The organism is Turicibacter bilis, assembly GCF_024499055.1.
Taxonomy (GTDB): domain Bacteria; phylum Bacillota_I; class Bacilli_A; order MOL361; family Turicibacteraceae; genus Turicibacter; species Turicibacter bilis.
This window is the reverse complement of the sequence record NZ_CP071249.1, coordinates 607,581-632,001: the sequence shown is the minus strand read 5'-3', so window position 1 is coordinate 632,001 and position 24,421 is coordinate 607,581. Positions and strand designations below refer to the sequence as shown.

General features: G+C 36.1%; 25 protein-coding genes. 21 read left to right on the top strand and 4 right to left on the bottom strand.

Translation table 11 applies throughout. The features are described from left to right. Window positions 1-91 precede the first annotated feature (91 nt). Entirely contained in the window at window positions 92-484 is a 393-nt protein-coding gene (locus J0J69_RS02970) for a rhodanese-like domain-containing protein (protein ID WP_055276578.1), read from the bottom strand. Between the two features lie 268 nt (window positions 485-752). Between J0J69_RS02970 and efp the strand changes: the two genes are divergently transcribed. The 7 genes from efp (at window position 753) to J0J69_RS02935 (ending at window position 4,893) form a co-directional block, all read left to right on the top strand. Continuing rightward, window positions 753-1,310 carry an elongation factor P gene (gene efp / locus J0J69_RS02965; protein WP_055244815.1) on the top strand — a complete coding sequence of 186 codons (558 nt, stop codon included), beginning with the start codon at window positions 753-755 and terminating at the stop codon, window positions 1,308-1,310. A 293-nt stretch (window positions 1,311-1,603) separates the two neighbouring features. After that, window positions 1,604-1,810, top strand: a complete 207-nt coding sequence (locus J0J69_RS02960) for a SpoIIIAC/SpoIIIAD family protein (protein ID WP_055244381.1) — start codon at window positions 1,604-1,606, stop codon at window positions 1,808-1,810. Between the two features lie 134 nt (window positions 1,811-1,944). Next, window positions 1,945-2,208 carry a stage III sporulation protein AD gene (locus J0J69_RS02955; RefSeq protein ID WP_237252606.1) on the top strand — a complete coding sequence of 88 codons (264 nt, stop codon included), beginning with the start codon at window positions 1,945-1,947 and terminating at the stop codon, window positions 2,206-2,208. A 27-nt stretch (window positions 2,209-2,235) separates the two neighbouring features. Beyond that, the gene (locus J0J69_RS02950; protein ID WP_212725913.1) at window positions 2,236-3,294 is read left to right on the top strand and encodes a stage III sporulation protein AE; all 1,059 of its coding nucleotides are present in this window, start codon (window positions 2,236-2,238) and stop codon (window positions 3,292-3,294) included. Window positions 3,295-3,318: 24 nt separating this feature from the next. Then, window positions 3,319-3,786 (top strand): stage III sporulation protein AF, encoded by a 468-nt coding sequence (locus tag J0J69_RS02945; RefSeq protein WP_156343951.1) that lies wholly within the window; start codon window positions 3,319-3,321, stop codon window positions 3,784-3,786. Between the two features lie 53 nt (window positions 3,787-3,839). Continuing rightward, window positions 3,840-4,292, top strand: coding sequence for a hypothetical protein (locus J0J69_RS02940; RefSeq protein ID WP_212725911.1), 453 nt, complete (start codon window positions 3,840-3,842; stop codon window positions 4,290-4,292). A gap of 1 nt (window position 4,293) precedes the next feature. After that, window positions 4,294-4,893, top strand: coding sequence for a SpoIIIAH-like family protein (locus J0J69_RS02935; protein WP_055244387.1), 600 nt, complete (start codon window positions 4,294-4,296; stop codon window positions 4,891-4,893). 279 nt (window positions 4,894-5,172) lie between these two features. Here the strand turns inward: J0J69_RS02935 and rpsT are convergent, their stop codons facing one another. The 3 genes from rpsT to J0J69_RS02920 all read right to left on the bottom strand — a co-directional run bounded on the left by rpsT (window position 5,173) and on the right by J0J69_RS02920 (window position 7,717). Then, window positions 5,173-5,436 (bottom strand): 30S ribosomal protein S20, encoded by a 264-nt coding sequence (gene rpsT / locus J0J69_RS02930; RefSeq protein WP_055244388.1) that lies wholly within the window; start codon window positions 5,434-5,436, stop codon window positions 5,173-5,175. A 148-nt stretch (window positions 5,437-5,584) separates the two neighbouring features. Further along, window positions 5,585-7,030: a nicotinate phosphoribosyltransferase gene (locus J0J69_RS02925; RefSeq protein ID WP_212725910.1), complete on the bottom strand. Its 1,446-nt coding sequence runs from the start codon at window positions 7,028-7,030 to the stop codon at window positions 5,585-5,587. 15 nt (window positions 7,031-7,045) lie between these two features. Further along, complete coding sequence (locus J0J69_RS02920; protein ID WP_212725909.1) at window positions 7,046-7,717, bottom strand: cysteine hydrolase family protein; 672 nt, start codon at window positions 7,715-7,717, stop codon at window positions 7,046-7,048. 185 nt (window positions 7,718-7,902) lie between these two features. Here J0J69_RS02920 and J0J69_RS02915 point away from each other — a divergent pair, with 185 nt between their 5' ends. From J0J69_RS02915 to pnp, 14 genes are all read left to right on the top strand, one after another. Continuing rightward, complete coding sequence (locus J0J69_RS02915; RefSeq protein WP_212725908.1) at window positions 7,903-8,190, top strand: PspC domain-containing protein; 288 nt, start codon at window positions 7,903-7,905, stop codon at window positions 8,188-8,190. A 170-nt stretch (window positions 8,191-8,360) separates the two neighbouring features. Continuing rightward, window positions 8,361-9,815 (top strand): aminoacyl-histidine dipeptidase, encoded by a 1,455-nt coding sequence (locus J0J69_RS02910; RefSeq protein ID WP_068758791.1) that lies wholly within the window; start codon window positions 8,361-8,363, stop codon window positions 9,813-9,815. Window positions 9,816-9,916: 101 nt separating this feature from the next. Continuing rightward, on the top strand, window positions 9,917-10,795 hold the full coding sequence (locus J0J69_RS02905; protein ID WP_055304681.1) for a DMT family transporter: 879 nt from the start codon (window positions 9,917-9,919) through the stop codon (window positions 10,793-10,795). Window positions 10,796-10,896: 101 nt separating this feature from the next. After that, the gene (gpr, locus tag J0J69_RS02900; RefSeq protein ID WP_055304683.1) at window positions 10,897-11,964 is read left to right on the top strand and encodes a GPR endopeptidase; all 1,068 of its coding nucleotides are present in this window, start codon (window positions 10,897-10,899) and stop codon (window positions 11,962-11,964) included. A 131-nt stretch (window positions 11,965-12,095) separates the two neighbouring features. After that, the gene (spoIIP, locus tag J0J69_RS02895; RefSeq protein WP_212724445.1) at window positions 12,096-13,142 is read left to right on the top strand and encodes a stage II sporulation protein P; all 1,047 of its coding nucleotides are present in this window, start codon (window positions 12,096-12,098) and stop codon (window positions 13,140-13,142) included. 13 nt (window positions 13,143-13,155) lie between these two features. Then, a complete protein-coding gene (locus J0J69_RS02890; protein ID WP_055276554.1) occupies window positions 13,156-13,554 on the top strand; it encodes a hypothetical protein in 399 nt (132 codons plus the stop codon). A 227-nt stretch (window positions 13,555-13,781) separates the two neighbouring features. Beyond that, complete coding sequence (gene lepA, locus J0J69_RS02885) at window positions 13,782-15,614, top strand: translation elongation factor 4 (protein WP_269465079.1); 1,833 nt, start codon at window positions 13,782-13,784, stop codon at window positions 15,612-15,614. A 117-nt stretch (window positions 15,615-15,731) separates the two neighbouring features. Beyond that, a complete protein-coding gene (locus tag J0J69_RS02880) occupies window positions 15,732-16,508 on the top strand; it encodes a histidinol-phosphatase (RefSeq protein WP_068758787.1) in 777 nt (258 codons plus the stop codon). Window positions 16,509-16,517: 9 nt separating this feature from the next. After that, window positions 16,518-17,654: a radical SAM family heme chaperone HemW gene (gene hemW / locus J0J69_RS02875; RefSeq protein WP_212724443.1), complete on the top strand. Its 1,137-nt coding sequence runs from the start codon at window positions 16,518-16,520 to the stop codon at window positions 17,652-17,654. Between the two features lie 21 nt (window positions 17,655-17,675). Continuing rightward, window positions 17,676-18,575, top strand: a complete 900-nt coding sequence (gene truB / locus J0J69_RS02870; RefSeq protein ID WP_212725907.1) for a tRNA pseudouridine(55) synthase TruB — start codon at window positions 17,676-17,678, stop codon at window positions 18,573-18,575. Window positions 18,576-18,587: 12 nt separating this feature from the next. Further along, window positions 18,588-19,514, top strand: a complete 927-nt coding sequence (locus J0J69_RS02865; RefSeq protein WP_055244408.1) for a bifunctional riboflavin kinase/FAD synthetase — start codon at window positions 18,588-18,590, stop codon at window positions 19,512-19,514. A 107-nt stretch (window positions 19,515-19,621) separates the two neighbouring features. Beyond that, window positions 19,622-19,891, top strand: coding sequence for a 30S ribosomal protein S15 (gene rpsO / locus J0J69_RS02860; RefSeq protein ID WP_055244410.1), 270 nt, complete (start codon window positions 19,622-19,624; stop codon window positions 19,889-19,891). Between the two features lie 560 nt (window positions 19,892-20,451). Beyond that, entirely contained in the window at window positions 20,452-21,729 is a 1,278-nt protein-coding gene (ltrA, locus tag J0J69_RS02855) for a group II intron reverse transcriptase/maturase (RefSeq protein WP_055305912.1), read from the top strand. Window positions 21,730-22,031: 302 nt separating this feature from the next. Continuing rightward, window positions 22,032-24,140 (top strand): polyribonucleotide nucleotidyltransferase, encoded by a 2,109-nt coding sequence (gene pnp / locus J0J69_RS02850; RefSeq protein ID WP_212724441.1) that lies wholly within the window; start codon window positions 22,032-22,034, stop codon window positions 24,138-24,140. The last annotated feature ends 281 nt before the right edge of the window (window positions 24,141-24,421 follow it).

Here is a 24,421-nt window from a genome sequence, read left to right as displayed (position 1 = left end):
ACATTTATGTGTGTTTTTTTTAATGAGTGAGATATTAATAGTGTGCATAAAAAAAGATTATTAAATTCTAGAATTTAATAATCTTTTTATTTTATTTTTTAACTGTTTTCTTTAACGGTCCAGTCCAATTTGTTAATCCACCTTCAAGTTGATAGATGTTTTCATATCCTTTTCCGTAAAGAACTAATGCCGCACGTTTACATACCTTACCTTTTTCACAATATAAGTAGATTGGTAAGTCACGACGTAATTTACCTGGGTTACGTGTTAACATTACAAATGGAATGTTACGAGCCCCGTTGATATGTCCTTGATCAAATTCCTCTTTTTTGCGGAGGTCTACTAATTGTCCTTTACGCATATTCTCAACGAATTCTTTTTCTGATAAATTCACGACAGCCTTTTTTGATTCACGGCGCATCATAATAAATAGTCCTAAAATGATCCCTAAAATAATGGCAATGATTAATAATCTCCAATCCATCATTAGAACCTCCTTTTTCTTAATTATAATAATATTTTACAGAATTTTAAGATAAAAATAAAGCACTTTTATAGGGATATCGTGGGAGTTTTTAAAACAATCAGGGATAAAATACTAAGAGATTAGGAAAAGGCTAAAAAAAGAGGTTTTATTAGGCAAAAAAGGGCGGGTTTGCATGGACAATTTAATCATTAATCGTTATAATTAAATACGGAAATGATTATCATACTACTAGGAGTAGTTTGTATAGTGTGCAAGGAGGATTTTTATGATTTCTACAAATGATTTTAAAACAGGAATGACAATCGATTACGAAGGAAACTTATTCCAAGTTATCGAATTCCAACACGTTAAACCAGGTAAAGGGCAAGCGTTCGTACGTTCTAAATTACGTAACTTACGTACTGGAGCTGTTATTGATAATACATTCAATGCAGGTGAAAAAGTTAAACGTGCTCACATTGAAAAATCAACAATGCAATTCTTATACTCAATGGGTGAAGAATATGTATTCATGAACAATGAAACATATGAGCAATTAGAAATCCCAGTTGCACAATTAGATTATGAGAAAAACTTCTTAGTTGAAGGTATGGAAGTTAAAATCAATACATTCAACAGCGAAATTTTAGGGGTTGAAGTACCTGAAAAAGTAACTTTAGAAGTTGTTGAATGTGAACCAGGTGTGAAAGGAAACACAGCTTCAAATGCAACTAAGAGTGCAACAGTTTCAACTGGATACTCTTTACAAGTTCCATTATTCGTTGAAGTTGGAGATAAATTAATCATCAACACTAACGATGGACGTTATGTTTCTCGTGGGTAATCGTTTATAATTGAATGATTCTGAAAGACTTAAAAGGCTGCTGCTTTTTAAGTCTTTTTTTATTTTCTAAAACAAGTCAAGAAATAGGTGTTTAAAGGTACGAGAGGGAGGTGTTTTTCCGACAGTGAAAACAATAGGTGATTTGTTTTAAGGCGTTTTAAGCAGGAATATGACGTGCATTTAGTAGATGATAGAGGAGGAGCGGTAAGAATGGTCTGAAAGTATCATTTTTTTCTTTAAGAGGACATAAGGTTAATTAGCAAATTTTAATGAAAGGATGAGGTGGAAGAAACATGCCGATAGTTGATATAACGGGATTACTAAGGTTTGCGGGAGTTGCGTTTATCCTTGGATTTATTGCATTGTTTTTTAAAAAGTTTGATGTTGGAAAGGAAATAAGTGAGTTAGTCATGCTAGCAGGGTATGTTTATATGTTAGTCTTTATTGTCCAACTGATTGAAGTTTTAATGACGAGTTTACGAACGATTTTTATGCTATAAAGGAGGGGGCCATCATTGATATTGTCAAAATACTTACACTCGTAATTGCATGTGCCATTATTTATTTATTATTAAATGAAGTCAATTCAAAATACGCCAAATGCTTTAGTTTAGTTTTGCTGACGTATTTTTTTATGATGGCCTTACAACTCTTATCAAGTATGATTGGAGAAATTACTAACGTCTTTTTGAATTTTAATGTAGAGCAGCAGTATGTGACCATTATTATTCGATTAATTGGGATTGTGTATTATGCAGAATTCGTTAGCTTTTTGTTAACGGAAGCAAGTTTAGGAAATGTCGGAAAGATGTTTGAGTACATCGTTAAGTTATATTTAATTGGATATAGTTTACCTATGATTATTACACTGTTTGAACTTATCTTATCAGTCGTCTAACTAATTTATGTACTAGGAGGGGGAGCAATGGATGGAGCAAGTGTGGATCTATCATCTTTTGAAAATATTTGGGCTGAGATTTACAGCCAATATGATTGGCTCATCAATGCCGACTACTTAGATAAATCTAATCTGTTAAATGTTGAGAAGTTTGATATTGTTGGATTTTTTCAATCACTCGGTGATTATGCGATGCATGAATTATCCACGGGTTTTTCTCAATTTAAAAGTATTTTAATTTTTTTGTTGATTATCGCATTGTTTCAAAATATTCAATCCTCGTTTTCAACGAAATATGAGAAAATCACAAATACCGTCTTAAAACTAGTTTTGATGGTTCAGCTCTTTCAGTTATTTATTTTTTATCATGATTATGTATTAGATATTTTAACGAGGTATATGAATATCGTCGTCGCGATTTTTCCAATTTTATTATCGTTGATTACGATTACAGGTGCTCTTTGGAATCAGGCATTATTTAAACCTGCGGTTGTCTTTTTGATTAATGCTTCTTATTTCTTTATTAACGCGATTAGTATGCCTTTAACAGTCATTGGGACGATTTTTGGATTTATTAATCAGATTAATATTGAAGACTTGTACGGTCGTTTAATTGAGTTTATTAATAAAATTGCAGTTTGGACGTTAGGTGGCTATTTTGCCTTTTTTTTAACATTAATGTCCATTCAAAACATGACACTTAGCTTTGCGGATGGATTGTTTTTTCGAACGACACAAAACTTAATGAATCATATCCCTGTCATCGGAACGCGTTTTACAGATACGGTTGTCTCAGTTGTTTCGACGTTATCCATTTTAAGAAATAGTGTTGGGCTACTTAGTGTGATTACTTTAGTCATCATTGTGGCATTCCCAGTGATAAAGGTGGGTGTTAGCCTAATTTTATTTCGTTTATTAGGAGCGGTGATTCAACCCATTATTAGTAAAGATTATATTAAAATTTTAGATGTCTTTAATACAGGGATGATGAATTTGCTCGTCATTATGATTATTATTGGCGTCATGTTTATCTTTACATTCTTCATTATTCTATATAGTTCAAATATGATGCTACTAACTAACTAATTCTAGGTGACAAGTTTTGAGGAGATGGGAAAAGATATGCTATATGAATACGCAAAGCAAATAATCGCTATGTTTTTTTTGATAGCTATTGTCAATTTATTGGTTATTCCGGCTTCCTATAAGAAAATAATTACATTTTATCTTCACTTTTTTATCATAGTTATCATTTTAAAGCCGGTGATTAGTATAATGAATAATGAAGTTAGTTCATTCATTGATTCGATTTCATTTATCAATGAAGAGGAATTTGATCAATCCATTCAGTATTACCAAGGGCTAGTTGAAATTGATTTATCGAAAGTAACGATGGCTGAGATTGAGACATTAGTTCGTCAAGCTGAAGGTGGATGCCAAGTTCAAATCGTGGGATTTGATTTCAGTGAAGTGCTAACGCTAGAAATGGTTGAGACTGAGGAGGAGGCAAAAACGTGCGTACTCAATAAATTAGGTCTTAATCGGGAGGATGTCGTTTTTAAGAGGGGAGGTCGATGAAAAGAGGCAACTAAATTAGAATCTAACATGAGGTGAGATAGGGGGTAGAAGATGTGGAAAAGAAACGGACAGAAAAGTCAGAGTCAATAAGCTTAACAATTCGTAAGGTAATGACTGATCTAGGGCCATTTAGAATCATCATGCTGATTGGAGCCATCGTAGTGGTGTCATTCTTGTTCAAAGATGATTTTAGCTCTCTGTCTGGGAATCATTTATCTTCGGCACCATCTGTCGAGGCAAGACACAAAGAACAGATCACAGCTTTATTTGATTCAATAGAAGGAGTAACAGTCGATAGTATAAATATCTCATATAAATCGGTTGCTGATTCTTCAACGACACTCTTTGTTTCAAGTCAAACAGATACTGTTTCAAATGGCGTTGTGATCGTCTATCGAGGGACGATTAAAGCACCTTATGATGTGACGCATGCCATCAGTTTGTTGCTTGATGTTCCAATTCATCAAATTTCATTATTAAATGCATCTGAACTAGGGGGAAATTAAAATGAACAAAAATTCATATGTAACAGCCGCATTATTTGTAGTTTTCGTATTATTAACTGTATTTTATATTAGTATTGGAGATAGCAACGATTCAACAACAAATAAAGTGGGATCAACCTCAACTTTACCACAAGCAAATTTAGAGATTAATCCAACAGACGCTCAAAGTGGAAGTGAGTTAGTTTCAAACCAAGAGTCTGGAGATGATGAGACAGAGACAGCGGGAACATCATCTGAGGTTAGTGCCATTCAAGTGCAAAGAACTGAGGCAGCTAAAGCTAAAAGCCAATTACAAGCTGATTTAACAGCCATTATTGCAAGCAAAGATGCTGATGCTGAAGAAAAAAGTGAGGCAAAAGATAATTTAGAAAAAATTAATAAAGATGCACAACATGAAAGTATTCTTGAATCAATGATTAAAGCAAAAGGATATTCAGATGTTTTAGTTCGAGTGAACGAGGAGACTGTTCAAGTTCATTTACAATTATCTGAATCTCAATCAGAACCGACATTAGAACAAACAAATGAAATTATTATGATGGTAAAAACAGAATTTACAACTGATCCAGATGTTTTAGTTCAATTAACGCCAATTAATTAAGAATAAAAAATGAGCCAGGTCGATGGGGGACTTGGCTCATTTTTTTAAATAGCTGTGTTAGACAATTTTTACGTAACCAATGGCTGGATTCCGATGGTTATTAGATCTCGTTTTTAAAGACTTTATCTAGTTCAAGTGGCTAAATAACCAATCCCACACGTTTGGTCTACGGGGTTTTAAAATAGAAGCAATAAAAAAGGACCTTACTTGTCAGACAAATAAGATCCTTTTTTATCATGTTTAAGGGATGAAAAACACCGACGAAGTGTCGGTATTTGATTATCCTAAACCGTTGATTTTTTTGCTTAAACGTGATTTTTGACGAGCTGCGAAGTTTTTGTGGCAAATTCCTTTTGCAACAGCTTTGTCTAATTTTTTGTTAGCTGTATTGTAAGCTTCTTTTGCAGCTTCAACGTTTTTGTTTTCGATAGCAACTTCAACGTTTTTGATAGCTGTACGCATAGATGCTTTGTAAGAAGCATTGAATTGACGACGTTTTTCGTTTGTTTTCACACGTTTAACTTGTGATTTAATATTTGGCATTCCGTTCACCTCCATTGAAAATACAACAAAATCATTCTATCAGACCAAGGTCTAAAATGCAAGAAGAAATTACAATATTTAATCAAATGGTAAAAATTCCATTAAACTCATATACATGAATGATTTGTTTTTATACGTAAAATTAGACTTATTTAGAATATTTTTCTAGAAGTTCCGTTTTTAATGTCCATAATTCTTCTGATAAGTCGACATAGTAGCGATGAGGTTTTTCAAAGCGTAAGACTTCTTCCCATAACATATCAATCTGTTCTTTAGAATAAGTCACAATCTCTTCTAAAGTAGGAGAAGTATAAACAAGCTCTCCATTTAAGAAGATTGGCGCTAATAATGGACGAGCAATGAAGTTTGTGATTTCTTTACGTTTCCATGTATGTTCTGGGTCAAAAATGGTATATGGTTTTGTATCATCAATTTTTTCATGGGCTAGGGTGATGACATCAGCAATGGCTTTCTGTGTATCACGATCATATAGACGATACACTTGTTTTGAACCTGGATTTGTAATTTTTTCGATATTGTTACTAATTTTGATTTTTGGAATCATTTGTCCTTCTTTTTCAACGGCTACAATTTTATAAACGCCACCGAATACAGGTTCTGTTTTTGAGGTAATCAGACGCTCTCCAACTCCAAATGAATCAATCGGTGCATTTTGAATGAGTAAATCTTTGATAATATACTCATCCAATGAGTTTGAAATCACAATCTTTGTTTCATGTAATCCCGCTTCATCTAATAACTTACGGGCTTTTTTTGATAAATAAGCCGCATCTCCACTATCGATACGAATGGCTCCTGGTTTATATCCTTTTGGAATTAAGATTTCTTTAAATACTTTAATCGCATTTGGAACCCCTGATTTTAATGTATTGTAGGTGTCGACTAATAAGGTACAGTTTTCTGGGTAAAGTTCCGCATATTTTTTGAACGCCTCATATTCTGAATCAAACGTTTGGACCCAACTGTGAGCCATCGTTCCAAGAGCAGGGACATTAAAGTCACGATCAGAGATTGTACAAGCTGTTCCTTTACATCCGCCAATATAAGCGGCACGAGCCCCTAAAATAGCACCGTCTGCCCCTTGTGCTCGACGCGCCCCAAGTTCTAATACAGGACGACCATTAGCTGCACGGACGATACGATTTGATTTGGTAGCAATTAAAGATTGGTGATTAATACTTAATAAAATCATCGTTTCGATGAATTGTGCTTGGATAATTGGACCACGAACCGTTAAAATAGGCTCATTCGGAAAAATAGGTGTTCCTTCAGGAATGGCATAAATATCGCAAGCGAACTTGAAATTTTTTAAGTAGGTTAAGAATCCTTCAGAGAATAATTGTTTGCTGCGAAGATATTCAATGTCCTCATCTGTAAATTCTAAGTGTTTTAAATATTCAATTAACTGCTCAAGACCGGCCATAATCGCAAATCCACCTTCATCTGGAACGCGACGGAAGAACATATCAAAATAAGCGATTTGATCTTCCATTCCATTTTCAAAATAGCCGTGGGCCATTGTTAATTCGTAAAAGTCTACGAGCATCGTTAAATTTACTGATTTTAAGTTCATAGTTAAAGCCTCTTTCTAGTTTGTAATTTCACGGACAATTTCAATTCCATTCATGTGCATTTTATATAATGCCATCACATTCATAAAATCACCCGCATGAACGCCCAAGTCGTACGTCTCAACACTATTGATTGGAACGATGATACGGCTCGGACGATTTAGTGTCGTAAAGTAGGTTTTTAAGGTTAAAACAAATTGTTCAACGCAAATATCCGTACAATCGCCAACGACAATAAATTGTTCAATCGTTGGATGTTCTTTTAACCAGTTATGAAAGGCTGGTTCTAAAAATCCATTCGTTGAACCTTTAAGCACTAATTCATAGCCCCCCACTTCTTTAAGTTCATCAACGATTTTACTTTCACTTGTTCCAACTAAGCAGTGAGGAGGATAAGTAGCAAATTCAATTGAGGATTCATTGTGACTATCTGCGAAGGCTAGCATCGGAAGCTTTTTTTCTTTTGCCTGCGTCATTAACTCACGAATTGCAGGGATAATCGTTTGAATGCGTGGAGAAGACATTGGGCCTTCTTTGACGAATCCGTTGACCATATCTACAATAATTATCGCTGTATTTGATGCTTCCAATGATTGAAGCATCAGGGATGGAGCTGTATTTAGAATGTCAACGATTTGAGTCAAAGAAGCTTCACTAGACTTTAGTAAAGCCTTTAAATCATACTTCATTTAAAAACCTCCCATTTTTATGTAATTTTCTATCTATCGGAAAGATATAGCACTATTATAGTATATTTGACGTTTATCACCAACTCTTTCATGATGACATTTCAAAATATATCTGAAAAAAGTTGTCATCTCTTTTCTAACTACGTTATAATAACGGTAATTGTGTTATGGAAGGATGGATTTTGATGTCAAATAAACGTTTATACCGAGCAAGTCAAGGAGCCATGATCTCAGGAGTCTGCCAAGGAATTGCTGATTATTTTAACATAGATGCTACGATTATTCGTTTAATTTGGGTAGTTGTAACTATTTTTTCATTTGGATTTGCTGGCGTTGTATTATATATAGCTTGTATTTTTATTATTCCAGATCAAGCGACTGTTACTCATCAGCAAAAACAACAACCGAAAAGTTCAGTGTTTGATTCAAGTGAGTATACGGTTAAAGATGCTGATAAAAATGATCGTGTGTAAGGCTATATTCAATTAAAAATGAGTTAAACTAAAACTGGACGCTACTGATTCGAGAACTAGCTTCCGGTTTTTAGTACTATATAATTGCTAAAACTTGTGTATAAATGTAGAGAATTGTTATCATTTTACGAAAGATATGGTAGAATAAAAACAAAAAAGGAGGCTTATTTATGTCAGAGATTTTAGGAAACTTAAAACCACAAGCGGTTTTTCATTATTTTGAACAAATGACAAAAATTCCACGCGAATCAGGAAATGAGGCTGCGATTAGTGAATATTTAGTAAACTTTGCAAAAGAACATAATTTAGACTATGTTCAAGAACCATGTAAAAATGTGATCATCACAAAACCAGCGACGCCAGGTTATGAAGACGCTCCACGTGTCATTTTACAAGGACATATGGACATGGTTTGTGTGAAAGATGACGAATTAGATTTTAACTTTGAAACAGATGCATTACCTATTTATGTAGATGGTGATTGGTTACGTACAAAGGGAACAACATTAGGAGCCGATAACGGAATCGCAGTAGCCATGTCTTTAGCTATTTTAGCGGATGAGACGTTAGAGCATCCTGCCTTAACGGTATTAGTCACAACTGAAGAAGAAACAGGGATGGATGGTGTAATGGCCTTAGATCCTGCTAATGTTCCAGGTGACATTTTAATTAACATTGACTCAGAAGAAGAGGGTGTGGCTTTAGCTTCATGTGCCGGTGGAGTGCGTAACTCATTAAAATTACCAATCGAGTGGACAGAAGTGGATGCAGCCGGATTAACTTCTTATGAAATTGTGATCAGTGGATTAAAAGGTGGGCACTCTGGAATTGAAATTAATAAATGCCGTGCCAATGCGAATAAATTAATGGGACGTTTATTACACTACATTCAAGATTTAAATGTGTCAGTTTCATCAATTGCTGGTGGAGAAAAAATGAATGCCATTTCTAAGCGTGCCATCTTAAATATCACGCTTGCACAAGAACAGTCAGAGGCATTGGAATCAAAAGTGAAAGACTTTGAAATCATGGTTCGTGCTGAGTTTGAAACAGCCGATCCAGGAATCTCAGTGGTTACAACGAAAAAAGACACGGTAACAAAAGTCTTTACAAAAGAAACAGCTCAAAATTTAATGTATATCTTACAGTTAATCCCTTATGGACCACAAACGATGAGTGCTAACATTCCAGGATTAGTTGAAAGTTCAAGTAATATTGGAGTTGTTGAGATGGATGAAAACGAAATTGAATTCAATAGTGCCATCCGAAGCTCAGTAAGTTCTTTAAAACGTGAAATTAACCATCGTATTCAAGCCATTGCTAATTTAACAGGGGCAACGATGGAGTTAATTGCGGACTATCCAGAATGGGAATTTGAAACGGAATCAAAAGTTCGTGAGATTATGAAAGACGTTTATCAAGAAATGTTTGGAAAAGAATTAGAAGTTTCGGCAATTCATGCAGGACTTGAATGTGGATTCTTATCTCAAAAACTTGGAAAAATTGATATGATTTCAATCGGACCAGATATCACAGGTGCACATACACCAAAAGAATCATTATCGATTCCATCAACTGAACGCGTCTATAATTTCTTATGTGACGTTTTAAAAGCAATCAAATAATTAAATCCTATTTAAAAAGGACGTTCTCAATATGAGAATGTCCTTTTTTGTGTTAGATGTGCATAAATGAATAAGAGAGGCAATTAAAGGGGGAGAAATCAATGAATTCAAAAATAGCAGATGGATTATTGTTAGTCGTTGCTATCATTTGGGGAGGGGGCTTTCCCGCTGTTGGATTAGCGATAGAGAGTGGGATGGGGCCAGCACAGTTAACTGCTTTGAGATTTATCGTTGCAGCCGTAGGAATGGTGATGATTTTCTTTAAAGTGTTAAAATCTATTAAAAAAATTGACGTGATAGGGGGAGTCTTAGCCGGAATCTTTTTATTCATTGGCTTTTCGTTTCAAACAATTGGCATGCAGTATACGACAGCTTCAAAAAATGCCTTTATTACATCTACTTATGTCTTACTTGTCCCGCTACTTGGAGTTATCTTTTTTAAACGTCGTTTAACAGTTACACAATGGACTGGGATTTTACTCATGGTGTTAGGCGTTAGTTTTTTATCTCTTGAAAAAGATTTTTCCATGAACATAGGGGATATTTTGACCTTAATTTGTGCAATTGGTTTTGCTGTTCAAATTGTGATCACCGGCTTATTTAGTCCGCGTTGTAATCCGTATTGTTTTAATACAATACAGATGGTAACTGTTGCTGTTTTATCGTTCATTTGGTCATTGAGGATGCCCTGGGTCGAGGTCTCATTTCGTAGTGGAATCGCCGTTTTGTATTTAGGGTTATTGAGTACGCTGTTTGCTTTCTTGATTCAATCGATCGCGCAACGTCACACATCTGAAGCAAAAGTAGGATTGATTTTATCATTTGAATCATTATTTGGAGCCATTTTATCTGTTCTTATTTTAGGCGATCCTGTGACAGTCAAGCTTTGTATCGGTGGAATTTTCAGTGTCTTAGCTGTCTTAATGATTGAATGGGACCCTGGCGTGTTAAAAAGAAAACAAGTGATACAACAAGAATAAAAGACGAGCTTAAATTGTCTTTTTTTAATTTGAGAATAAATTTTGAATAAATTTTCATGAAATAACTAAAACTAGCTCACACTATTTTTGAGGTGATTATTATGAATGAACAGGAAATGAAAAAGTGGCAATGTCGTTCAGATTTAGCGTTAGAAGCCGTTGAACAAATGGTCGGGCAAGTGAATGAGGCGTCTCAAGAAGGGGTGAAATACGAAGAAGATAATATTAAAGGATTAAAAGTGACTTGCATTGATGTAGCACCTGAAGCAGTTGAACGTGTGGGAAAAAAGGCAGGTCGTTATATGACACTCGATACGTCTTCTATCATTACTCATGAACATGATCAGTTAACGGTGGCGATGGAAGTCTTTGCAGAGCAATTATCGAAGCTATTAAAACATCGAGACATTAAAGAAACAGATACTTGTTTAGTGATTGGACTCGGAAATGATCATGTGACGCCTGATGCATTAGGACCAATGGTCGTTGATGAAGTCATTGTGACGCGTCATTTATATGAGCTTCGTCCAAATGAAGTGGATCGAAGTTATCGTGAAGTCAGTGCATTAGCACCAGGTGTGATGGGGATGACTGGAATCGAAACATATGATGTGATTGAATCACTGGTCAAAAAAGTGAAGCCAGATTTCTTAGTCGTTGTGGATGCTTTAGCTTCGCGTTCGATTACTCGTGTCAATAAAATGATTCAAATGACTGATACAGGAATTGCACCAGGTAGCGGGGTCGGAAATAAACGTAAGGCAGTTGATGAGGAATCGCTAGGTATCCCTGTTTTTGCAATCGGGGTTCCAACTGTTGTCGATGCGGTTTCGATTACGAGTGATACGATCGATTTTCTTCTTAAACATATTGGGAAATCGTTAAAAGAGGAGTCGCGCTCTTATAAAAAACTCGTGCCATTTTCAAGTGCACGTCAAATATATACCGATGAAGATTTACCGTCTCCAGAACTTCGTGAGCAATTTATGGGGCAAGTCGGAAACTTAGAAGAAGAAGAGAAGCGCCAATTGATTTCTGAGGTCTTAACACCAAATGGTTATAATCTAATCGTGACCCCAAAAGAAATCGATACAGAAATGGAGGATTTAGCGACATTAATTTCCAATGGTCTCAATCGAGCCTTACATCCAAATGTACAATTTAGCTAATTCTTGACCATAAAACAACAATAATTAACACCACTGATTTTGTATAATAACGTATATGTTTTAAAGAGGTAAATGTTACGCGAAAGGTAAGCATCTTTCGATGAAATACAACAGTCAGGGGGCGGGGGAGATTGAATCGAAAACAACGTTTAAGGAGAAAAAAATGGAAGAAAAAGCTGAATAAATTAACACCCTATATCATCATACTGGGATTTGTTCTCACACTTTGCTTCACGCAGTTTTTTCAGTTGCTATATGTTAATCAAAAAGAAGCTTACGATAAACATGTGAAACAAGAAACAATTTTATCAAGTATTTTTGATTTTTCAACCGCGGGAGATATTGTGGATGTGGTGATGAATTTACAAAAATACTTTGCAGAAATCATGACTTCACTGGACTTGAATCAACTTTGCTCCTTTATCAATGATGGGTTTGCTTTTATTAATATGAAGGCACCGAGTCAAAGTGCAACAGCAGCAACGCCACCACAAGATTATAAATATACATATGTTAGTGAGGAGTTAGATGTCGAACCGATGCAAGAAGTAATCACAACCGATCCGTTGGTTTATATCTTTAATTCTCATGACGGTGAACTATATGAAGGTGGAGCTGTGAATGAGCAGTTAGGTCGGCCAGTTAGTGTGGTTGATTTATCTTACATGGTAGCTGAGCAGTTACAAAGTCAAAATATAAATACATTAGTTGAATCTCGTTCAGCGGCAGAGGTTGTGAGTAAAAATAAGTGGCATTATTCATTATCTTATAAGGCATCACGAATGTATTTAGAGGATACGGCGAGTCAACATGAGACATTACGCTATTTTATTGACTTTCATCGGGATTCGATTAGTTATGAGAAATCTGTGACAACGATTGATGGGAAACCGTATGCCAAAGTGATGTTTGTGTTAGGAACTGATAATGAGCGATATAAAGAAAATCAAAAAATTATTCAAGAGTTGGAAGCCTTATTGAGCGAAAAGTATCCTGGATTATCGCGAGGGATTCGTGAAAACGGCGGGGTTGGCTATAACGGCGTTTATAATCAAGATTTTGCCACGACGATGATTTTAATTGAGGTGGGAAGTGATTATAACACTTATGAAGAAGTCACTAATTCAGCCCAGGCAGTGGCAGATGTTTTAACAACGTATATTAAAGCGCATGAATGATGGGGGAGTGCTTATGAAAAAAGGGGGGCTAATCATCATAGCCATTTCTTGTTTTATGCTAGGGATGTCGTATAGTCTTCACGTTGAAGACTTGAAAATTCAATCGACAGCGCAAGCCTCAACATTTTTAAATGAACAAATTGAGCAATACGAAGCGAGTTTAAAAGACGAAGAAAATACGTTTATTCCCTATAGTCAGACCGTGCAAACCAGCCAAATGAACAGTAGTAAACCCATTACTCAAACTTCAAGTCAACCTTCACCTACGACATCCGCATTAAACAAAGTGAGTGGGGTTAGTCACAATAATATCTCTAAATTAGGACAAGACATCGCAGATGTATTAAAAACCATTGTGCGTGAGGTTTTGCGTACAGTGGTTAGATTTTTTGATCAACTAATCAGTGAATAAGAGTTGAATTTCATTTAATATAAAAAATGGGATAACATAAGACTATTGACCGAGTGAGTATTTGGGGCAATAGTCTTTTTGTATGGCTTCTTATCTCCAAAATAAAGAGGTCATAAAAATGGCTAAATCATGATAAAAACAAGAGATTCCACAAATTTTTCTTGTGAGATAAGTAAATTTAAAGTAAAATAGAGTGGATATTATTTTACCGAAATGGAGTGAGCTTTGTGAGTGCGATTAATAGCGAACAAATCAAAGAGCGACAAAAACGAATTCGCAACTTTTCAATTATAGCCCACATCGATCATGGGAAAACAACACTTTCGGATCGTATCTTAGAGCGAACGAATGCGTTGGAAAAACGTGAGATGAAAAATCAGCTGTTAGACTCAATGGAACTTGAGCGTGAGCGCGGAATTACGATTAAGTTAAATGCCGTGCAGTTGACATATAAAGCTAAAGATGGAAATGAGTATATTTTACATTTAATTGATACCCCAGGACACGTCGATTTTACGTATGAGGTATCACGTTCACTAGCTGCTTGTGAAGGAGCCGTATTAGTGGTCGATGCGGCACAGGGAATTGAAGCCCAAACCTTAGCGAATGTTTATTTAGCCTTAGATAATGATTTAGAAATTTTACCTTTAGTCAATAAAATTGATTTACCAAGTGCCGATCCAGATCGTGTGAAGCAAGAAGTAGAAGATATCATCGGATTACCAGCTGATGATGCTGTGTTAGCTTCTGCTAAAGCGGGAATCGGAATTGAAGAAATTTTAGAACAAGTTGTTGAAAAAGTCCCAGCACCAACAGGAGATCCTGATGCACCACTTCAGGCCTTAATTTTCGACTCAGTTTATGATCAATATCGTGGAATTATTGCTTCAATCCGTGTGGTAAATGGAACGATGAAAAAAGGTCAAATCATTCGTATGATGGCAACAGGTGCTGAATACGAAGTCGTTGAAGTTGGAGTTCACACACCACATGAAAAAGTAGTCGACTATTTAAGTGTTGGTGATGTAGGATTCGTGACAGCGTCAATTAAAGATGTGAAGACGGTTCGCGTGGGGGATACGATTACATCAGTAGATAATCCAGCGGAAGAACCATTACCAGGGTACCGTAAATTAAACCCAATGGTTTTCTGTGGATTATATCCGATTGATGCTGCTCGTTATAACGATTTACGTGATGCATTAGAAAAATTAGTTTTAAATGACTCATCATTACAATTCGAGCCTGAAACATCACAAGCCTTAGGATTCGGATTCCGTACTGGATTCTTAGGATTATTACACATGGATGTGATTCAAGAACGTATTGAACGTGAGTTTAACATTGACTTAATCGCAACAGCACCGTCGGTAATCTATCATGTTTACTTAACAGACGGAACGCAGTTAATTGTCGATAACCCATCACAAATGCCTGAACCACAGACCATCAAATCAATTGAAGAACCTTATGTTAAGGCATCAATCATGACACCAAATGATTATGTTGGAGCTATCATGGAATTATGTCAGAAAAAACGTGGTGTCTTCATCGATATGCAATATTTAGATGAAACACGTGTTCATGTTAACTATGAAATTCCACTTGGAGAAATCGTTTATGACTTCTTTGACCAATTAAAATCATCAACAAAAGGATATGCATCATTTGATTATGAGTTAATTGGATACAAGCCATCAAAACTTGTGAAGATGGATATCTTATTAAATGGTGAAATTGTCGATGCGTTAAGTTTAATTGTTCATAAAGATTTTGCCTATTCACGTGGTAAAGTGATCACTGAAAAGTTAAAAGAAATTATCCCAAGACAACAGTTCGAGGTTCCAATTCAAGCTGCGATTGGTGGGAAAATCATCGCCCGTTCAACGATTAAGGCCTTACGTAAAAACGTCTTAGCTAAATGTTACGGAGGAGACATTTCACGTAAACGTAAATTACTTGAAAAACAAAAAGAAGGTAAGAAACGTATGAAGTCTGTTGGATCAGTTGAGGTTCCACAAGAGGCATTCATGGCTGTATTATCAATGGACGAAGATTAAGAGAGGGCAAAGACCTCTCTTTTTCTATTAATAGGGAGTAAAAACTAAGCAAGTTCATTTATTGTTTGGAATGTTTAAGATAAACTAAAAAAGAATCATAATAAAGAGGTGAGAAATATGTTATTAACGAATTATCATACGCATCATGATCGTTGTAAACATGCCAAAGGTGATGTTGAGGCTTATGTTAAAGAAGCAGTTAAGCATAATTACGCTGAAATTGGAATGAGTTGTCACACGCCACATCAAAATTTCCCTCAGATGGGAACACGTCGTATGGATTACTCTGAGTTAGCAACATATTTTAAAGATATTGAACAAGCTCAGAAAAAATATCCACAAATTAAAGTTTTAAAAGCCTTAGAGTGTGAATATTTTCCACACCTTCATGATTATATGACGGAATTAAAACAACAAACCGATTATTTAATTTTAGCGCAACACTATATTGAAATTGATGGTAAATTCAAAGATGCCTTCCATTTCACAAAACCTGAACAATTAAACGTGTATGCATCGTGTATTGAAGAGGCACTGGCAACAAAGTTATTTGCAATTTTAGCACATCCTGACGTTTTTATGACTCTTTATCCACGTTGGGATGAGGCTTGTGAAGCAGCCACACGCCAAATTGCACAAGCGGCATTAGATAATGATGTCATTTTAGAAGTGAACGCTAATGGATTAAGGCGTGGGAAGCAAACGTATCAAGATGGGGTTCGTTATCCGTATCCATCTGAAAAATTCTGGTCAATTATTGCGAATGAATTCCCAACCGTAAAAGTGATTGTTAATTCAGATTGTCATAATCCGGCTTATCTAAATGATGAGTATATGCAAATGGCCCGTGACATGGCGAAACGCTTAAATTTAAATGTCATTGAACGTCTATAGAGGTGTCATATGGCGAAAGGATTATATATACATATTCCATTTTGTGATCATATTTGTACGTATTGTGATTTTCCTAAGTTAATCACGAAGGGACAACGTCATGAGGAATACATTCAAGCACTCCTACAAGAGCTAAAGTATTATGAGCAACAGGTCGGATTTGACGAGCTTCAATCGATTTATATCGGAGGAGGAACGCCCACAGCTTTAAGCGTCGAGCAAATTCAGCCGTTATTTGACTATTTACATGAAGCGATTAAAATGGAACAAATCGTCGAATTTAGTATTGAAGCCAATCCAGAGAACTTAACGGAAGAAAAGGTGGAATACTTACTTTCACAACAAATTTCCCGCTTCAGTTTGGGCGTTCAAACCTTTCATGAAACACTGCTGAAACGAATTGGCCGCCAACATGGGAGTCAACATGTAGAACAAGCGGTTGCGACATTAAAGGCTCATGGAATGTATAATATTAATTTAGATTTGATTTATGCCATTCCTGGACAGACCATTGAACAGTTAAAAGAAGATTTAAAGAAGGCAATTGCTCTTGATGTGGAACATATTTCAGCGTATTCTTTAATTGTTGAGGAGCATACGCAGTTGTATTTAGCTTATATGAAAGATCAGTTAAAATTAACAGATAATGAAATTGAAGCAAACATGTATGAAATCGTTATAGAGATGTTGGCTCAACATGGCTACCATCACTATGAAATTAGTAATTTTGCAAAATCAATTCCAAGTCTTCATAATCAATGGTATTGGAAAAATGAAGAGTATATTGGGACGGGACTCGGTGCGCATGGTTATGTAGAGGGGACCCGCTATCAAAATACACGCTCTATTAATACATATATTGAGTCATTGAAAAAACAAGAATTACCTGTGATTGAGTCAAGTGTTTTATCGAAAGAAGAAAAAATTGAAGAAGAAATGTTTTTAGGTTTACGCCTCATGGAAGGAATTAATCTAGAACAGATTTCAAAAAAATATAGTGTGAACGTAGAAGCAATTTATCAAGAAGCGTTGGAAAAATTAATTCAAGCTCATGATTTAGAGCGCGTTGGAAATCAAATTCGTTTAACGCGTCAAGGTTTGCTCATGGCAAATGATGTGTTTGAACAATTTTTATTATCGATTTAAAAGAAAGTGATGAGGTGAATTATGGACGGGGTATTGTTACTAGATAAGCCGGCAGGAATGACATCGCATGATTGTGTCAATATTGTCCGTAAAGTGTTGAAAACGAAAAAGGTTGGGCATACCGGAACGCTTGATCCAAGTGTAACAGGTGTTTTACCGATTTGTGTCGGACGTGCCACGAAGATTTCGCAGTTTTTAACAGCAAATGAAAAAGAATATTTAGGTGAAGTTACAATCGGTTTTTCAACGACCACTGAAGATGCTGATGGTGAATTAGTTGAAGAAAAACGAGTCGACCGTACGATAACGAAGGAAGAAGTGGAAGCAGTTTTAAAAAGTATGCTCGGAAGTAGTATTCAAGTCCCACCGATGTATTCAGCAGTTAAGGTTAATGGTAAAAAGCTATACGAATACGCACGTGCTGGACTTGAAGTTGAGCGTCCACGTCGTGAGGTCACGATTTATGAATTAGAACTATTAGGCAACGTTCATCAAAGTGAAGATGGATTAGTTAAATTTAGTTTCCGTGTCAAAGGAAGTAAGGGATTATTCGTTCGCACCGTAGCTGTAACGATTGGAGAAAAGCTTGGATATCCAGCACATATGTCTCATTTAAGGCGTATTGCTTCAGGTGTTTTTAATATTTCTGATTGCTTAAGTTTAGAGGCTTTCAAAGAAAAGGCTGAATCGAATACATTAACTTTGTTGACATTAGAACAGGCAATGGCAGATTTCCCATCGGTTGTGGTCGATTCTTGGGTTGAAAAACTAGTACGAAATGGCGTACAATTATATCCGAAACAAGTTAATCATGTCACAGTGTCTCCAGTGGCACTTTATAGTCAAAGTGGACAATGTTTAGCAGTATATGAAAAGCACCCAACTAATGATGTCTATCGATCAATGAGGGGCTTCTTTTAGGAAGTGATTGAGATGGAAGTTATACATTTAAATTTAAGTAAAAAATTGGATCAACCGATTGCTGTCGCCTTAGGTTACTTTGATGGGCTACATCTTGGGCATCAAGCGGTGATTAAAGAAGTAGTAGATTATGCGAAGGCTCATCAAATGCGAAGTGCCGTGATGACCTTTTCTCCCAGTCCGAATATCTTTTTAAAGAAATTAGACAGCGAACGTTTATTAACACCTTATCAAGAAAAAGTAAGCCGCTTAACTGAATTAGGTGTGGATGAATTGATTATTTTACCATTTAATGAAACGTTAGCAAATATGAGAGCGATTGATTTCGTTGAACGTTATCTCATTCAGTATGGGGTAGCACATGTCTCAACAGGATTTGATTTCCGATTCGGACGAATGGGGGAAGGTGAGGTGGAATTATTGGGAGGTTACTCAGATCGATTTAGCTTAAATATCACCCCTAAATATGAATTAGAACAAGAGAAAATAGGAGCCACTGAAATTAAGCGTTATTTAGCAGATGGAAATATTAAAAAAGTGACACAAATGCTGGGTCGACCGTATCGTATCCACGGAATGGTTGTGAGCGGTCAACAACGAGGGCGTCAAATTGGTTTTCCAACGGCTAATCTTCAGTTAAGTGAAGACTATGTGATTCCTAAAAAAGGTGTTTATGCAGTTGAGGTTGAAATTGAAGGACAACGTTATGTGGGAATGTGTAATATTGGTCATAATCCAACGTTTAACTTTAATGATCAAGTTTCAATTGAAACGTATATTCTAGATTTTAGTGAGGATATTTATGGCAAAGAGATGACGCTTGATTTTTGTGAGTATTTACGAGAGGAAAAGCGTTTTGGTTCCATTGCAGAACTGATGAAGCAATTAGAGGCTGATCATCAATATGTCAGAAGTTATTTTAAATTAAACTTGAATTAATTAAAAAGTATGATACAATTAAACATGTCCTTATTCTATGCTTTTAGCTCCTCCAGCGATTGGCTTGGATTGAGGCGTATTTATCAGAATTATAGGAGGTAATAGTAATGGCTATTTCTAAAGTAGAAAAACAAGAAATCATCAAAGCTTATGCAGTACACGAAGGAGATACAGGTTCTCCAGAAGTACAAGTTGCAGTTTTAACTGCTGAAATCAATCGTTTAAACGATCACTTAAAACAACACAAACATGACCATCATTCACGCCGTGGATTATTACGCATGGTTGGTAAACGTCGTAACTTATTAACTTACTTACGTAACAAAGATATCAACCGTTATGCTTCATTAATCGAGCGTTTAGGATTACGTCGCTAATTAAAAAGAACCTTCATTTGAAGGTTCTTTTTTTTATGTGCGCCCGGCATGGGTATTATCTAACGGGTTAAAGTCCCGAGTACGTCCAAGTAGCGGAAAGTACATAGCCTAAGACAAGGGTGTCCTCTGCGAGGAGGAATCTGAAGGAAGTCCGTGGGCAAACTTCTGGTCTGACGAACAGGAATCACATCAGGCAGGATACAAGGATAAGACTGCATAACAAGTTAAAGTCCAATAGCTACACAGAAAAAAAAAATGTATGTTGTAAATGTGGCAGATAGATGGAAGGGAAGATAATACACCTTACCCGGGGAGGTCTTATATTCTATCCCAAAGGTTGACCGTGAGGTAAACATGGAATATAAGAAGTCAGCCGAGGTCGTAGTAGTGAAGAGAGTTAGTGAAAACTAAAAGGAGCGAAGGACCGAACTATTTTATCCGTTAAAGAAATGATACTTGCACCTTCCTAATTAACCATTAGGTGATAAGACACATATCTAAAAAAAAAAAAAAATAGATACGATGGATGGAAGGTTACGAAACTCATGGAGGTAACAAATATGAACACAGAGAATTTATTAAAACAAATCCTACACCCAAATAATCTAAACCAAGCTTATTTACAAGTTAAGCGTAATAAAGGTGCGGCAGGAGTGGATGGGATGACGATTAATGAATTGGGACACTATTTAAAAGAAAATGGTGAAGAGATAAAGGACCAAATTCGTACGCGTTCGTATCAACCTAAACCGGTGAAACGAATCGAGATTCCCAAGGCAGATGGGGGTGTGCGAAATTTAGGTGTCCCAACCGTGGTTGACCGATTCATTCAACAAGCGATGGCTCAAGTTCTCACCCCTATCTATGAAGAAAAGTTTCATGAAAACAGCTATGGATTTAGACCGGGACGATGTGCAGAAATGGCGATTATTAAAAGTCTAGAATTCATGAATGATGGGTATACATGGATTGTTGATATCGATTTAGAAAAGTTCTTTGATAAAGTCAACCATGATAAGTTAATGAGGTTGATATCAAATACGATTAAGGACGGAGATGTCATTTCACTCATCCGAAAATTCTTAGTCAGTGGAGTCATGATGGATGATGAATATAAAGAATCGGTGATTGGAACCCCACAAGGAGGCAATCTATCCCCATTACTGAGCAATATCATGTTAAATGAACTTGACCAAGAGCTAGAAGCAAGAGGGTTAAATTTTGTCCGATACGCAGATGATTGTTTAATTCTAGTGAAAAGTGAGAAGGCAGCGAAGCGAGTGATGAAAAGCATGACGAAATACCTTGAAGAAACGCTAGGTCTTAAAGTCAATGTGACAAAAAGTAAGGTTGAGCGACCAAGTGGAATTAAATTTCTAGGATTCGGTTTCTTTTGGGATAAAAATGCCTATCAGTTCAAAGCTAAACCTCACCAGATATCGATCATGAGAGTGAAAGAGAAATTAAAAAGACTCACCCGACGAAGTTGGAGTGTGAGTTTTGACTATCGACTGAAGAAACTAAAGCAGTTAATCATCGGATGGGTGAATTATTTTAAAATCGCTAAGATGAGGACGGTATGTGGAAATCTAGATAAAAATATTCGATTCCGATTAAGAATGTGTATATGGAAACAATGGAAGAAGGTTCAAACCAAATATAGAAGTTTAATGAGGTTGGGAATCGATAAGGATAAGGCGTGGGAATGGGCAAATACCCGAAAAGGATATGCGAGAGTCGCTCGCTCATTTATTTTATGTCGAACCATCACGAATGAAAGACTAAAAAGAAGAGGTCTAGTATCACTACTAGACCACTATCAAACTGTTCATATTTAGAGATAAAATAGAACCGCCGTATACGGAACCGTACGTACGGTGGTGTGAGAGGACGATGATTAAATTAATTAATTATCTCCTACTCGATTGCTCTTTCAGATGAAGGCTGATAATTCTTGTTGAGAGTGCTTATAATAAGGATGTCAGGTGATAAAATAAAGAAAAAGGTTATTTTTAAGCAAAATTTTAGTGAAGTTGCCAAATTAGGTATGAATATGAAAAAAATTATTTCTTTAAATTATTTGCTTATGGTATGATAGAAAAGAATAAATATAAATGTAGAAAATGAAGGAGTAATATATATGTCAGATAAACACGTTTATTCGTTTGAGTTAGCTGGCCGTCCATTAACTTTTGAGATTGGTGAGTTAGCAAAGCAAGCGAATGCTTCGGTTTTAGTACGTTATGGTGATACAGTTGTTTTATCAACATGTGTTGCTTCAAAAGAACCTAAAGATATAGATTTTTTCCCATTAACAATTGGATATGAAGAACGTCTTTATGCCGTAGGTAAAGTACCTGGTGGATTTATTAAACGTGAGGGGCGTCCAAGTGAACATGCGATTTTAGCAGGTCGTTTAATTGACCGTCCTATTCGTCCATTATTCCCTGATGGATTCCGTAATGATGTACAAGTCATCAACTATGTCATGAGTGTGGATCATAATAACTCACCAGAAGTATCAGCGATGATTGGATCATCATTATCTTTATCTATTTCAGATATTCCGTTTGAAGGACCAATTGCTGGGGTCATTGTAGGTCGTGTCAATGGAGAATTCGTGTTAAATCCAACGGTTGAGCAATTAGAAAATTCAGATATCGATTTAACAGTAGCTGGAACAAAAGATGCAGTCAACATGGTTGAAGCTGGAGCAAAAGAAGTTCCAGAAGAAGTGATGTTAGAAGCTATCATGTTCGGTCATGATGCTATCAAACAAATTATTGCCTTCCAAGAGCAAATTGTTGCTGAAATTGGAAAGGAAAAAATGGAATTAAACTTATATGAAATCGATGCAGACATTAATGCACGTGTACGTGAAATGGCAGAAGCAGATATGTTAGCGGCTATTCAAGTAGTTGAAAAACATGCACGTCAAGAAGCAATTGATGCGGTAAAGAAACGTGTGTTAGAAGTGTTTGAGGCAGAAGAGGTCACTGAAAAAGAATTAAAACAAGTTAAAGAAGTTTTAAATAAAATCGTTAAAGAAGAAGTACGCCGTTTAATCACAGATGAAAAAGTACGTCCGGATGGTCGTAAAATTGATGAGATTCGTCCATTATCATCTCGTGTCGATTTATTACCTCGTACACATGGATCAGCGTTATTCACACGTGGACAAACACAAGCCTTATCAATTTGTACATTAGGCGCTTTAAATGAGCACCAAATGTTAGATGGACTTGAAGTTGAAGAAACAAAACGCTTCATGCACCACTATAACTTCCCTCCATTCTCAGTTGGAGAAACGGGACGTTATGGAGCACCAGGTCGTCGTGAAGTTGGTCATGGGGCTTTAGGAGAGCGTGCGTTAAAACAAGTAATGCCATCTGAAAAAGAATTCCCATATACAGTGCGTTTAGTATCTGAGGTTTTAGAATCAAATGGTTCAACGTCTCAAGCTTCAATTTGTGCATCTACGATGGCATTAATGGCGGCTGGAGTTCCAATTAAAGCACCAGTTGCAGGGATTGCCATGGGGCTTGTTAAAAAAGGTGAAAATTATACAGTTTTAACTGATATCCAAGGGATGGAAGATCATTTAGGAGATATGGACTTCAAAGTAGCGGGAACAGCGCAAGGGGTTACTGCTTTACAAATGGATATCAAAATTGAAGGGTTAAGCCGTGAGATTTTAGAAGAGGCCCTTCAACAAGCTAAAGTTGGACGTATGCAAATCTTAAATCATATGTTAGGAACAATTGCTGAAACTCGTGACGATTTATCAGCTTACGCTCCAAAAATTAAAGTGATGACAATTAAAGTGGATAAAATCCGTGATGTGATTGGACCTGGTGGAAAACAAATCAATGAAATCATTGATAAAACAGGGGTTAAAATCGATATTGAACAAGATGGAACAGTTTATATCTTACATGACAACACAGAAAATATTAATCAAGCGGTTGCGATGATTGAGGATATCGTTCGTGAGGTAGAAGTCGGTAAGATTTATTTAGGTAAAGTTGTTCGTATTGAAAAATTCGGTGCCTTTGTTGAAATCTTCCCTGGACAAGATGGATTAGTACATATTTCTCAATTAGCAGAAGAACGTGTAGCTAAAACAGAAGATGTTGTGAATGTTGGGGATCAAATTTATGTTAAAGTAACAGAAATTGATGATCGTGGACGTGTGAATTTATCACGCAAAGAAGCGATGAAAGTACAAGCGGAGCAACAAGCAGAATAATAAAAACTCGCCATTGGCGAGTTTTTATTTTGGATTTATTTTAACAAATTTTTGTATCATAAAATAGATAGATTCAAAAGAGTTGATGTTAATAGGATAAGGAGGATTATGAAGGTTGTGCTCTCCTGTTAGACAGGGACTGCTACTGATCCATAGGGGCATTTTAATAATAATATTTGAAGAGAGGATGATTTAGTTTTTTAATAAATGAGAGATAAGGTATTCAATCTTTGGTCATGACTCCTCTAGCTTAAAATAGCATTTTTTTACAATTTATTAGA

What these genes read in the sequence shown, in the direction of transcription:
- J0J69_RS02970 (WP_055276578.1), bottom strand. Translation starts at nt 484, where the DNA reads ATGGATTGGAGATTATTAATCATTGCCATTATTTTAGGGATCATTTTA.
- efp (WP_055244815.1), top strand. Translation starts at nt 753, where the DNA reads ATGATTTCTACAAATGATTTTAAAACAGGAATGACAATCGATTACGAA.
- J0J69_RS02960 (WP_055244381.1), top strand. Translation starts at nt 1,604, where the DNA reads ATGCCGATAGTTGATATAACGGGATTACTAAGGTTTGCGGGAGTTGCG.
- J0J69_RS02955 (WP_237252606.1), top strand. Translation starts at nt 1,945, where the DNA reads ATGATGGCCTTACAACTCTTATCAAGTATGATTGGAGAAATTACTAAC.
- J0J69_RS02950 (WP_212725913.1), top strand. Translation starts at nt 2,236, where the DNA reads ATGGATGGAGCAAGTGTGGATCTATCATCTTTTGAAAATATTTGGGCT.
- J0J69_RS02945 (WP_156343951.1), top strand. Translation starts at nt 3,319, where the DNA reads ATGGGAAAAGATATGCTATATGAATACGCAAAGCAAATAATCGCTATG.
- J0J69_RS02935 (WP_055244387.1), top strand. Translation starts at nt 4,294, where the DNA reads ATGAACAAAAATTCATATGTAACAGCCGCATTATTTGTAGTTTTCGTA.
- rpsT (WP_055244388.1), bottom strand. Translation starts at nt 5,436, where the DNA reads ATGCCAAATATTAAATCACAAGTTAAACGTGTGAAAACAAACGAAAAA.
- J0J69_RS02925 (WP_212725910.1), bottom strand. Translation starts at nt 7,030, where the DNA reads ATGAACTTAAAATCAGTAAATTTAACGATGCTCGTAGACTTTTACGAA.
- J0J69_RS02920 (WP_212725909.1), bottom strand. Translation starts at nt 7,717, where the DNA reads ATGAAGTATGATTTAAAGGCTTTACTAAAGTCTAGTGAAGCTTCTTTG.
- J0J69_RS02915 (WP_212725908.1), top strand. Translation starts at nt 7,903, where the DNA reads ATGTCAAATAAACGTTTATACCGAGCAAGTCAAGGAGCCATGATCTCA.
- J0J69_RS02910 (WP_068758791.1), top strand. Translation starts at nt 8,361, where the DNA reads ATGTCAGAGATTTTAGGAAACTTAAAACCACAAGCGGTTTTTCATTAT.
- J0J69_RS02905 (WP_055304681.1), top strand. Translation starts at nt 9,917, where the DNA reads ATGAATTCAAAAATAGCAGATGGATTATTGTTAGTCGTTGCTATCATT.
- gpr (WP_055304683.1), top strand. Translation starts at nt 10,897, where the DNA reads ATGAATGAACAGGAAATGAAAAAGTGGCAATGTCGTTCAGATTTAGCG.
- J0J69_RS02890 (WP_055276554.1), top strand. Translation starts at nt 13,156, where the DNA reads ATGAAAAAAGGGGGGCTAATCATCATAGCCATTTCTTGTTTTATGCTA.
- J0J69_RS02880 (WP_068758787.1), top strand. Translation starts at nt 15,732, where the DNA reads ATGTTATTAACGAATTATCATACGCATCATGATCGTTGTAAACATGCC.
- hemW (WP_212724443.1), top strand. Translation starts at nt 16,518, where the DNA reads ATGGCGAAAGGATTATATATACATATTCCATTTTGTGATCATATTTGT.
- truB (WP_212725907.1), top strand. Translation starts at nt 17,676, where the DNA reads ATGGACGGGGTATTGTTACTAGATAAGCCGGCAGGAATGACATCGCAT.
- J0J69_RS02865 (WP_055244408.1), top strand. Translation starts at nt 18,588, where the DNA reads ATGGAAGTTATACATTTAAATTTAAGTAAAAAATTGGATCAACCGATT.
- rpsO (WP_055244410.1), top strand. Translation starts at nt 19,622, where the DNA reads ATGGCTATTTCTAAAGTAGAAAAACAAGAAATCATCAAAGCTTATGCA.
- ltrA (WP_055305912.1), top strand. Translation starts at nt 20,452, where the DNA reads ATGAACACAGAGAATTTATTAAAACAAATCCTACACCCAAATAATCTA.
- pnp (WP_212724441.1), top strand. Translation starts at nt 22,032, where the DNA reads ATGTCAGATAAACACGTTTATTCGTTTGAGTTAGCTGGCCGTCCATTA.